The organism is Luteibacter sp. (genome assembly GCF_035539195.1).
GTDB lineage: Bacteria > Pseudomonadota > Gammaproteobacteria > Xanthomonadales > Rhodanobacteraceae > Luteibacter.
The window spans coordinates 88,476-99,474 of the sequence record NZ_DATLIW010000013.1 but is presented as its reverse complement, the minus strand read 5'-3'; the positions used below and the strand labels follow the sequence as shown (position 1 = coordinate 99,474).

Annotated in this window: 7 protein-coding genes; 3 read left to right on the top strand and 4 right to left on the bottom strand. The window is 66.5% G+C overall.

Translation table 11 applies throughout. From position 1 onward, the window contains the following. Positions 1-404 precede the first annotated feature (404 nt). A complete protein-coding gene (locus VM621_RS03825) occupies positions 405-770 on the top strand; it encodes a BON domain-containing protein (RefSeq protein WP_325467666.1) in 366 nt (121 codons plus the stop codon). A gap of 122 nt (positions 771-892) precedes the next feature. On the opposite strand, the gene VM621_RS03820 is transcribed toward VM621_RS03825, so the two are convergent. Then, the gene (locus VM621_RS03820; RefSeq protein WP_325467665.1) at positions 893-2,056 is read right to left on the bottom strand and encodes a PilT/PilU family type 4a pilus ATPase; all 1,164 of its coding nucleotides are present in this window, start codon (positions 2,054-2,056) and stop codon (positions 893-895) included. A 144-nt stretch (positions 2,057-2,200) separates the two neighbouring features. Next, a complete protein-coding gene (locus VM621_RS03815; RefSeq protein WP_325467664.1) occupies positions 2,201-3,238 on the bottom strand; it encodes a type IV pilus twitching motility protein PilT in 1,038 nt (345 codons plus the stop codon). Between the two features lie 116 nt (positions 3,239-3,354). On the opposite strand from VM621_RS03815, the gene proC reads away from it, so the two are divergent. Further along, the gene (gene proC / locus VM621_RS03810; RefSeq protein ID WP_325467663.1) at positions 3,355-4,179 is read left to right on the top strand and encodes a pyrroline-5-carboxylate reductase; all 825 of its coding nucleotides are present in this window, start codon (positions 3,355-3,357) and stop codon (positions 4,177-4,179) included. Further along, positions 4,176-4,754, top strand: coding sequence for a YggT family protein (locus VM621_RS03805; protein ID WP_325467662.1), 579 nt, complete (start codon positions 4,176-4,178; stop codon positions 4,752-4,754). The genes proC and VM621_RS03805 overlap by 4 nt, the downstream gene beginning before the upstream one ends. A 109-nt stretch (positions 4,755-4,863) precedes the next feature. Here the strand turns inward: VM621_RS03805 and VM621_RS03800 are convergent, their stop codons facing one another. Together VM621_RS03800 and hrpA are read right to left on the bottom strand one after the other, a co-directional pair. Next, complete coding sequence (locus VM621_RS03800) at positions 4,864-6,996, bottom strand: bifunctional (p)ppGpp synthetase/guanosine-3',5'-bis(diphosphate) 3'-pyrophosphohydrolase (protein ID WP_325467661.1); 2,133 nt, start codon at positions 6,994-6,996, stop codon at positions 4,864-4,866. Beyond that, entirely contained in the window at positions 6,993-10,895 is a 3,903-nt protein-coding gene (gene hrpA, locus VM621_RS03795; RefSeq protein WP_325467660.1) for an ATP-dependent RNA helicase HrpA, read from the bottom strand. Before hrpA ends, VM621_RS03800 begins: the two co-directional genes overlap by 4 nt. Positions 10,896-10,999: the final 104 nt, after the last annotated feature.

Genomic DNA, 10,999 nt, shown 5'->3' with positions numbered 1-10,999 from the left:
CCCGCAGGGGGCCGGCCAGGGATGGCCGGCCGTTTTCGCGCGACAGGAGTCGCGTCGAAAACCCCCAGTCGGAGCCCGACCCGGCCCGCAGGGCAATAAGTACACGGCCGCGGCACGCGGCCCTTCCGACGCGGGTCGCCGCAGACGGGGCCCCGAGGGTGGCACCCGCCGGCTCTTGCGACGCAACGCGAGCGACACAATGCGAGGCCAAAGGCGAGCCAGCCCCTCCCTCCCGAGCCAGCGCGAAGCGGCAGCCGCATGGGCCACCCGCCGAACCTGAACGGAGCAGTTTTACGGGCACGAATCGTTCACGGATGCGCTGTTTCCATAGGTCCCGGACAGGCAGCCACAGCCCGTGGCGCCGTTCCCCAGTCCCATCACAGATTCGTAAAAAGGAGCTCACCATGAACCATGCCAACCTCCGCAAGGCCCTGTTCGCTGCTGCCCTCGTCGCCGGTCTCGGTACGGTCCCGTTCGCCCAGGTGAATGCTCAGGACTCCACCCCGGCCGCCGCCAAGGCCGACAACCAGACCGTCGCCGGCAAGACCGACGATGCCTGGATCACCACCAAGGTGAAGTCGGAATTCGCCACCAAGAAGGCCGTCAAGGGTAGCGACATCTCGGTCACCACGACCGAAGGCGTCGTCGCCCTGACCGGTACGGTCGCCACGGCGAAGGAAAAGACCAGCGCCGAGAAGATCGCCAAGGCCGTCAAGGGCGTCAAGAGCGTCGACGCGAGCGGCCTGACGGTGTCTGCCGCTGCCAAGTAACAGCAACGTCCCGCAGTAACGAAGAGAGGGCGCCGCGAGGCGCCCTCTCTTCGTTGTCGGCGCCGGCAAGCCAGGCGCCTCGGAGGGAGGACGTGTCTGCCACCCTCCGAGGCGCTCGCGAATCAGCGGGAAAGCATGCCGCCGAACGTCTGCTTGTCGCTGACCTGGTCGATCTCGACGCCTTCCAGCCCCTGGGAGAGCGTATGCGCATCGCCGCCCTGCGCCAGCTTGATGCGCAGGCGCACTTCGTTGGAGCTGTCCGCGTGACGCAAGGCGTCCTCGTAGGAGATCTCGCCGGCGTGGAACAGTTCCACGAGGCTCTGGTCGAAGGTGCGCATGCCCAACTGGTTGGAATCGCGCATCAGCTCCTTCAGCTTGTGTACCTCGCCCTGGCGGATGTAATCCTGGGCCAGCGGCGTGCCCAGGAGCACTTCCACGGCGACGCGACGGGCTTTGCCGTCCGGCGTGGGAATCAGCTGCTGGGCCACGATGCCCTTGAGGTTGAGCGAAAGATCCATGAACAGCGCGCTGCGGCGATCTTCGGGGAAGAAGTGCAGGATGCGGTCCAGTGCCTGGTTGGCGTTGTTCGCATGCAGCGTGCACAGGCACAGGTGGCCGGTTTCCGAGAAATTGATCGCGTGCTCCATCGTCTCGCGCGTACGCACTTCGCCGATCATGATGACGTCCGGCGCCTGGCGCAGGGTGTTCTTCAGCGCGTTTTCCCAGCTGTCGGTGTCGATGCCGAGTTCGCGCTGGGTGACGATGCAGCCTTCGTGCTTGTGCACGTATTCGATCGGGTCCTCGATCGTGATGATGTGACCCGTGGAATTCTGGTTGCGGTAACCGATCATCGAGGCCAGCGAGGTGGACTTACCCGTACCGGTACCGCCGACGAAGATGATGATGCCGCGCTTGGTCATCGCCAGCTGCTTGATCACCGGCGGCAGGTTGAGTTCTTCCGGCGTCGGAATCTTCGACTCGATCCGGCGCAATACCATGCCGACGCAGTTGCGCTGGTAGAAGCACGATACGCGGAAGCGGCCGACGCCCGAGGCGCTGATGGCGAACTGGCACTCGTGGGTCTTCTCGAACTCCTCGCGCTGAGCGGGAGTCATCACGTTCAGCACCATGTCGCGCGATTGCTGCGCCGACAACGGGCTCTGCGTGATCGGAACGATGCGCCCCTGCACTTTCATGGACGGCGCGACGCCGGCGGTGATGAACAGGTCGGAGGCCTGCTTATGCACCATCAGCTTCAGGAAGGAGGTGAAATCGAAGTCGCTCATCGCGTGTGTCCCCATGGCCGGACCGGGCCGGCGCCCCTGGGGCGATCATATACCGCGGGGAAGAGCCCTGCAGCGACCGCCTTCACGGTCTGTGGCCGTCTGCGGCCGTCCCGCCGGATGGCAGGAACGGCCTGCTGGGCGGGCCTAGCGGAAGCTTTCCTTGTTCTTGGCGTACATCAGCCCTTCCTGACGCGTGATCAGGCCGCGTTTGACCAGATCCAGCAGGTTCTGGTCGAGCGTCTGCATGCCGTATTGCTGGCCGGTCTGGATCGCCGAATACATCTGCGCGACCTTGTCCTCGCGAATCAGGTTACGGATCGCGGGAATGCCGGTCATGATCTCGTGGGCCGCGATGCGGCCGCCACCGACCTTCTTCAGCAGCGATTGCGAGATGACCGCGCGAAGCGACTCGGAAAGCATCGAGCGAACCATCGGCTTTTCGCCGGCGGGGAACACGTCGATGATGCGATCGATGGTCTTCGCCGCCGAAGACGTATGCAGCGTGCCGAAGACCAGATGGCCGGTTTCCGCCGCGGTCAGTGCCAGGCGGATGGTTTCCAGGTCGCGGAGCTCGCCGACCAGGATGTAGTCCGGATCTTCGCGCAGGGCGGAACGCAGGGCTTCGTTGAAGCCGTGGGTATCGCGGTGGACTTCGCGCTGGTTGACCAGGCACTTCTGCGAGGTGTGGACGAACTCGATCGGGTCCTCGACGGTGAGGAGATGGCCGTATTCGTTCTTGTTGATGTGGTCGACCATGGCCGCCAGGGTGGTCGACTTGCCCGAACCGGTCGGGCCGGTGACCAGGATCAGCCCCTGTGGCTGCTCGATCAGCTCACGGAAGATCTTCGGCGCGCCGAGGTCTTCCAGGGTGAGCACTTCGGACGGAATGGTACGAAACACGCCGCCGGCGCCACGGTTATGGTTGAAGGCGTTGACACGGAAGCGGGCCAGGCCCGGGATCTCGAAGGAGAAGTCGGTCTCGAGGAACTCTTCGAAGTCGCGCCGCTGCTTGTCCGACATGATGTCGTAAATCAGCGAATGAACCTGTTTGTGCTCCAGGGCGGGGATGTTGATCCGGCGCACGTCGCCGTCGACGCGGATCATCGGCGGGAGGCCCGCGGAGAGGTGCAGGTCGGAGGCCTTGTTCTTCACGGAGAAGGCAAGGAGTTCGGCGATATCCATTGGGGTCCCCTATCTTTGTCGGCATAGGTAAACACGCCCGGGGGTCGGCGGCAAGGCGCGGCACCATATATGCTTCGACGACTGTGAAAGACGTCGCGAACGGAGCGGACACCCCCATGAATCGGATCGCCTTCATCGGCGGCGGCAACATGGCCACGGCGCTGATCGCCGGCATGATCCGCCACGGCGCCCAGCCGGGCGGCATCGCCGTGGCCGAACCTCGCGCCGAGGCCCTGCAGGAGCTCTCCCGCGAGTACGGTGTGGCGACCTACACCGACAACCTCGATGCCGCCGAAGGCGCCTCGATCCTTGTCCTGGCGGTCAAACCGCAGATGATGGCCGATGTATGCCGGGCCCTGCGGCCGGTGGTGCAGAAGTACCGCCCGGTGATCATCTCGATCGCGGCGGGCATCCGTATCGCCCAGATCGAGCGCTGGCTGGACGGCGCCCTGCCCGTGGTCCGGTGCATGCCGAATACCCCAGCCATGATCGGCGCCGGGGCTACTGCCCTGTTCGCCAACGGCCGGGTCAGTGCCCCCCAGCGCGCCGAGGCCCAGCACGTCCTCGACGCCGCCGGACTGACCGTCTGGGTGCCCGAGGAAGACCAGCTCGACACCGTCACCGCCCTTTCCGGCAGTGGCCCGGCGTATTTCTTCCTGCTAGTCGAGGCGCTCGAAAACGCGGCATTTTCTCAGGGGCTCTCCCGCGAGACGGCCCGCGCCCTCGCCGCGCAGACAGCGCTTGGCGCCGGCCGCATGCTGATCGAGAGCGGCGAGAGCGCGGCTACGCTGCGCCAGCGCGTCACCTCGCCCAACGGCACCACCCAGGCGGCGCTGGACAGCTTCCGCGCCGACGGCTTCCCTGCCATCGTGGCCCGGGCCGTCGACGCGGCACGCCGCCGCGGCTTTGAACTTTCCGAAGACATGGAATCGAACACGTGAACTACCTGACCAACGCGGGCTCCCTGATCCTGGATTTCATTTTCGGGGCCCTCGTCACCCTCTTCGTCCTGCGCCTGCTCGCCGAGGCGTTCCGCGCGGACTTCAACAACCCGATTTGCCAGTTCCTCTACCGTTTCACCAATCCGGTGCTGCGCCCCGTGCGCAAGGTCCTGCCCAGCGTTCGCCGGGTTAACACGGGCGCGCTACTGGCGGTGTTCCTGCTCGAGTGCGTGAAGTGGCTGCTCATCGTTGCCATGGCCGGCATCATGCCGAACGTGGTCGGCCTGGTCGTGGTCGGCCTCGGCGAGACGCTCGACTTCTTCCTGCTCACCTGGGTCGTCCTGGTCTTCGTCTGGTCCCTGCTGAGCATGCTCTCGACGGACCGCTACCACCCGGTGGCGCGCCTGGTCACCAGTCTGGCCGAGCCGCTGGTGCGACCGCTGCGTGGACGCATGACCCTGGGCGGACTGGATTTCTCGCCGACCGTGGTGATCCTCGGCCTGATCCTTGGGCGCATGCTGATCGCAGCGCCGATCAAGGATTGGGGTGTGGCGATGATGATGGGTGGGTTCTGACGTGTGGGAGCCGCTTCAGCGGCGATCCCGCGGCAGCGGGCCGGGCTTGGGCGAGCACCCCATCGCCGCTGAAGCGGCCGCCACAGAAAGCGGCTCCTTGAGCGGATCCTTATCGGCCGCCGAGGCGGCGGGCGTCGGTCACATTCGGCAGCGCCCCCAACCGTCCCAGCAACATCGACAGCTGCTCATAGTCCTTCACGCGCAGCGTGAAGCGCATTTCGACCTCGCCTGTCTGCACGTGCACGCGGCTCGAGGAAGCGACGATGTGCGGCCCGGTGTTGCTGATCGTGGTCGCCACATCCTTCTGCAGGCCCTTGCGGTCGTAGCCACGCAGCTCGATGTCGATCTCGTAGTTCTGCACTTCCACCCTGCCCCAGCTCACGTCGATCACCCGCTCCGGATTCTTCCGGGCAAGACGCGACAGGCTGGCGCAGTCGGCCCGATGGACCGACACACCGCGCCCGCGGGTGATGAAGCCGCGTACCGGGTCGCCGGGCAGCGGCTGGCAGCAGCGCGCCAGCGTCGTCAGCAGGTTGCCTACGCCTTCGATGGAAAGCGCGCCGCGATCGTGTTGTGCCGCACGCGAGGCCACGGGATTGCCCGACTGGGTGATCCCCTGCTCCACCGGCTCCTGCAGCGAGCGGGCGATCTGCCCCAGCGTGACTTCGCCAAGCGCGATGGTGACGAAGAGCTCCTCGACACCCTTGAGACGGAAATGCGTGGCCAGCTTGGCCAGGTCGACATCGTCGAGCGCCAGCTTGCGCAGCTCTTTTTCCAACGCCGTCCTGCCGGCGACGATGTTGGCGTCGTGCGCGGTACGTCGGAACCACGCCCTCACCTTCTCTTTCGCACGCGAGGTATTGAGATAACCGTGGTGTGACGAGAGCCAGTCGCGGCTCGGCTCGGAGGTCTTGGTGGTGAGGATCTCGATGCTGTCGCCGCTACGCGGCTGCGTGGTCAGCGGCACGATGCGTCCGTTGACCTTGGCGCCACGGCAGCGATGCCCGACCTCGGTATGGATGTGGTACGCGAAGTCGAGCACGGTGGCACCACGCGGCATGTCGATCACCTCGCCCTTGGGCGAGAGCACATACACGCGGTCTTCCATCAACTCGGTTTCGAAGCCCGCCACGAGCTCGGCTTCGTCCTCGCCGCGCGGCTCGAGCAGCTTGCGCATCCAGGCGATTTTCGCTTCGAACTCGGCGTCGGCCCCACCACCTTCCTTGTAACGCCAGTGTGCGGCCACACCGAGTTCGTTGGCCCGATGCATCTCGTGCGTGCGGATCTGCACCTCGAGCGTCTTGCCCGCCGGCCCCATGACCGCGGTGTGCAACGAGCGGTAGCCATTCCCCTTGGGTCGCGCGACATAGTCGTCGAACTCGCCGGGGAGGTGCGGCCACAGGCTGTGGACCAGACCGAGCGCGGCGTAGCAATCGGCCACAGTGTCGACGAGGATACGCACGGCGCGGATGTCGTAGAGGTCGGAGAACTCCAGCCCCTTCTTCTTCATCTTCTTCCAGATGGAGAAGATGTGTTTCGGCCGGCCGGCGAGTTCCGCCTGCACGCCTGCGCCCTCCAGGGTGCTACGCAGCGTGGCCAGGCTCGACGCGATGAAGCTTTCGCGATCCGCACGGCGCTCGTCCAGCAGCCGTGCGATGCGCCGGTACGTGTCGGGTTCGAGGTAGCGGAAGGCGAGGTCTTCCAGCTCCCATTTCAACTGCCAGATACCGAGCCGGTTGGCCAACGGTGCGTGGATGTCCGAGGTCAGCTGGGCCAGTTCGCGGCGTTCATGGTCCGGCAGGGCCATGGCCGTGCGCATGGCGGCGAGCTGGCGGGCGAGCAGCACGAAGACCACGCGGAGGTCGCGAATGATCGCCAACAGCAGCCGACGCAAGCCTTCGGCACCACCGACCGGACCACGCTGCGCATGCAGGGCCCAGACCTTCTCGGCCTCGCCCTGGCCTTCGATGAGTCGCCGCAGCGAAGGTTTCCAGGTTTTTGCCGCTTCGTCGGCGGCTCCGGGCAGGCCGTTGATCAGCGAGAACCACAACGCCGACGCGCAGGTTTCGTCGTCGCAACCGAGCAGGCGCAACAACTCGATGACGGTTTCGGCTTCCGCGCGGGCCGCGACGGGTAACGGCGCACAGGCCTCTCGCGCACGGTCGGTCAACGGCATGGCAGGGGCCCTGACGTCGGGGGCGCGTTGCTCGCTCATCGTGGCGTCGTCCTTCCGCGTAGTCATCGTTGCGCTGCCTGGGCTTCTTCCAACGCGCGCGCAAGACGTTTGGCCGACACCGGCTCGGCGGTCTTCAGCTCCTGCGCGAACAGCGACACGCGCCATTCCTCGAGCAACCAGCGCAGTTCGCTCCAGACCACCGCATCCAGGGCGGTACCCCCCGCATTGAGCAATGCGCGCCAGTAAGGCAGCACCTGCAGCATACGCGACTGGTCGCGTGCGGGGTCCTGCCGCAGGCGTTCGGCGCGCAGGCGCATGGCCTTCAGGTAGCGCGGCAGATGGGCCAGTCGCGAGGTCGGCAGTTCGCGCAGGAAACCGGGCTGCAGCAAGGCGGCAAGCTGCTCGCGCAGGTCGTCGTAGCTGGCCTTGGCGAAGCCCATCAGGGGCGGGTCCATCCACGGGCGCAGTTCCGCCTGGGCCTCGATGATCGGCTCGGCCAGCTTCTGCCGGGCCATGGCGGCGGCGAACAGCTCGCGGCCGAGCTGCACCTGCAAGACCTCGAACTCACCCTGGGTGCGGGCGTCGAGGCGGCGCTCGGCGATCAGATCGCTGAAACCGCCTTCGACGAGATCCTCGCGCAGACCCTCGACACTGCCCATCGGCGCGTATTTGAGCGACAGCGGGTTGGCGATCGGCAACTGACGCCGCGCGCGCTTGAACTCCGGCGCCAGTGCCTGGCGCAGCAAGCGTTCGACACCGCCCACATGGGCTTCGGCGGCTTCATCGGCGCGCTCGAAGACACGCAGGGCCACTGCCTCGCCCAGGTCGACCAGCGCGGGATACGCCGTCAGCCCACCTTCGGAACGGACCTCCTTCGGGATGGACTCGAAATCCCAGGCGACGATGTCCTCGCGCGTGAGTTCGACGTCCGTCTTGCGCGAGAACGCCTCACGCGCCTTGCCCTCCCAGCGCCCGCGAATCTCGGCCAGATCGCGGCCTTCCGCCAGCGTGCGGCCGTTCTCGTCGTGAATGCGATAGCGCATGAGCAGGTGCGGCGGCAGCTCGGCGCCGGCGAACGCGGCGGGGTCGACGTCGACCCCGGTCGCCCGCTTGAGGAAGCGGGCCAGCGCCTTGGCCAACGATTCGTCGCGCGGCGCCTCGGCTTCGGCAAAGGCGCGCGCAAAATCCGGCGCCGGCACGAAGTTGCGGCGCAGCGCCTTGGGCAGCGCACGAATCAGCTCGGCAACCTTGTCGACGATCAGGCCGCCGACCAGCCATTCCCCGCGTGCGATGGGCAGCGCGTTGAGGAAGGCGAGCGGCACCTGGATGGTGACGCCGTCGGCCGGGTCGCCGGGTACGAAGCGATACTCCAGTCGATAACGGTGCTGGTCGATGTCCAGCGCCGCAGGGAACGCCTTGGGATCGAGGCCGGTGCCGCTGTCCATCACATCGGTGAGCGTCCAGCGCAAGGCGGCCTGCTCAGCCGGTGCCGCCTTGCGATACCACGCGTCCAGGCCGCGCACATCGGCGATATCCTCGGGCAGCTTGCCGTCGAAGAAGGCGGACAACGCCTCGTCCGAACGCAGCAGGCCCGCGCGGCGCTGCTTGGCCTCGATATCGTGCGCCTGCTCGAGCACGCGCGCGTTGGCCCGGACGAAATCGGCGCGGCTGTCGATATCCGCACGAACCAAGGCTTCGCGCACGAAGATCTCGTGGGCCAGTCGTGGGTCCTGCTTGTGAAAGGTGACCGGACGCCGTTCGACCAGCACCAGGCCGAACAGGGTGACCTGCTCGTAGGCGATCACGGTGCCGCGTTTGCGCGACCAGTGCGCGTCACGCGCCGTGGCGCGAACCAGATGGCTGGCCTGCGACTCGATCCATGCGGGGTCGACCCGGGCGCACATCATGGCCCACACGCGCCCGCCGATATCGATGATCTGCCCGGCGAATATCCAGGCCGGCGGTGCTTTCGCCAGGGCCGATCCGGGGAAGACCTGGAAACGACGCTCGCGCGTGCCGCGAAAGATGCCCTTCTCGTCCTTGTGACCCACCTGGGTGGGCAGGCCGGCGAGCAAGCTGCGGTGGACCGCTTCGAAAAGCGCGTCGCCAGCGAGGGCGCCAGCGGCGGCGGGAACCTTGCTCGACCAATCCAGATCGCGTGTGACCAGCACGAGCTGCCGATGCAACTCGCGCCATTCGCGCATGCGCATGAAGCTCAGGAAGTGCCGCGAACACCAGTCGCGCAGCTTCGACGAGGTGAGTTCTTCGGCCGCCTCGCCATGGGCACGCCAGAGATTCAGCACGCCGATGAAATCCGATTTCGGATCGGCGAACTGGGCGTGCGCCGCGTCCGCCTGGCCGCGGGCTTCGGGAGGACGCTCGCGAGGATCCTGGATGCTCAGGAAAGCCACGATGGTCATCAGCTCGGGGAGGCTGCCAAGGCGGCGCGCTTCGACGAGCATACGTGCCAGCTGGACGTCGATGGGCAAACGGGCGACCGTACGACCGATGCCGGTCAGGCGCTGGGCCTCGTCGATCGCGCCGATTTCGGCAAGGCGCCGATAGCCGTCCGCCACGACGCGCGGATCGGGGGCCTCGAGGAACGGGAAGTCTTCGACGTCGCCCAGGTCCAGCGCAAGCATGCGCAGGATGACGTTGGCCAGCGAGGACCGCAGCAGCTCGGGATCGGTGAAGGCCGGGCGCAGGTTGAAATCCGCTTCGTCATACAGCCGGTAGCAGATGCCGGGACCCACGCGACCGCAGCGGCCCTTGCGCTGGTTCGCCGCGGCCTGCGATATCGGTTCGATGTGCAGGCGTTCCAGCTGGCTGCGCTGGCTGTAGCGTTTGACGCGCGCCGTACCGGGATCGATCACGTAGCGGATGCGCGGCACCGTGAGCGAGGTCTCGGCCACGTTGGTCGCCAACACGATCCGGCGCTTCGTACCCGGCTTGAAGACACGATCCTGCTCGGCGGCCGAAAGCCGGGCATAGAGCGCCAGCACCTCGGTTTCGCGGTATTGCTTGCGCGAAAGGAGAAGGTGGGTGTCGCGGATCTCGCGCTCGCCGGGAAGGAAGACGAGCACGTCCCCGCGAGGGTCCTCCCGCGTGATCTCGTCCATGGCGTCGGCGATCATCTGCGCGACATTGCCCTCACCGCGCTCGCCCGGCGGACGGTAACGAACATCGACCGGAAAGGTCCGGCCTTCCACTTCGACCACGGGCGCGTCGCCGAAATGCGCGGCAAAGCGGTCGGTGTCGATCGTCGCCGAGGTGACGATGATCTTGAGCTCGGGCCGGCGCTGGGCCAGCCGTTTCAGGTAACCGAGCAGGAAATCGATGTTCAGGCTGCGCTCGTGCGCCTCGTCGATGATGATCGTGTCGTAGGCGGACAACCAGGGATCCGACTGGGTTTCAGCCAGCAGGATGCCGTCGGTCATGAACTTGACCAGGGCCTGGTCCGAGACCTTCTCGGTGAAGCGGACCTGGAAGCCGACCTTGTCGCCCAGCGGCGTGCCGAGTTCTTCGGCCACGCGGGTCGCCACCGAGCGTGCGGCCAGACGTCGCGGCTGGGTGCAGCCGATCAGGCCCGCTTCGCCGCGGCCGGCCGCCAGGCACAGCTTCGGCAGCTGGGTGGTCTTGCCCGAACCCGTTTCACCCGCCAGCACCACCACCTGGTTCTCGCGAATCAGCTTGATGATGTCCTCCGCCCGCGCGGCGATCGGCAGCGAGGCATCGACGGTGATCGGCGGCTTCGAGGCGGCACGCGCGGCCCGCCGCGCCACCGAGACGGCGATGTCCCTGGCGAGCGAATCGATCTTCGCGGCCTCCGGCTTGCGCGAGAGCGCGCGCCAGCGGCCGGACAGGCGGCCGTAGTCGCGACTGGTGACCTGGCCCAGGGCGTCGCGAAGCTCGCGCAGGCGCGGATCCGGGGCGGGGTGTCTTGCGGGGCTTGTGGGGGTACTCATGGGAACGCCAATAATAGCGTGCGTCTATCGACGGCATCGGAACGTTTCATTTCACGTCGACGGTTCCGCTCGTTAAGATTTTGCTCCAAGAAAGAAAAAACCAA

Excerpts from the sequence above, each read along its gene's own strand:
- VM621_RS03825 (WP_325467666.1), top strand. The coding sequence starts at position 405 with ATGAACCATGCCAACCTCCGCAAGGCCCTGTTCGCTGCTGCCCTCGTC.
- VM621_RS03820 (WP_325467665.1), bottom strand. The coding sequence starts at position 2,056 with ATGAGCGACTTCGATTTCACCTCCTTCCTGAAGCTGATGGTGCATAAG.
- VM621_RS03815 (WP_325467664.1), bottom strand. The coding sequence starts at position 3,238 with ATGGATATCGCCGAACTCCTTGCCTTCTCCGTGAAGAACAAGGCCTCC.
- proC (WP_325467663.1), top strand. The coding sequence starts at position 3,355 with ATGAATCGGATCGCCTTCATCGGCGGCGGCAACATGGCCACGGCGCTG.
- VM621_RS03800 (WP_325467661.1), bottom strand. The coding sequence starts at position 6,996 with ATGACTACGCGGAAGGACGACGCCACGATGAGCGAGCAACGCGCCCCC.
- hrpA (WP_325467660.1), bottom strand. The coding sequence starts at position 10,895 with ATGAGTACCCCCACAAGCCCCGCAAGACACCCCGCCCCGGATCCGCGC.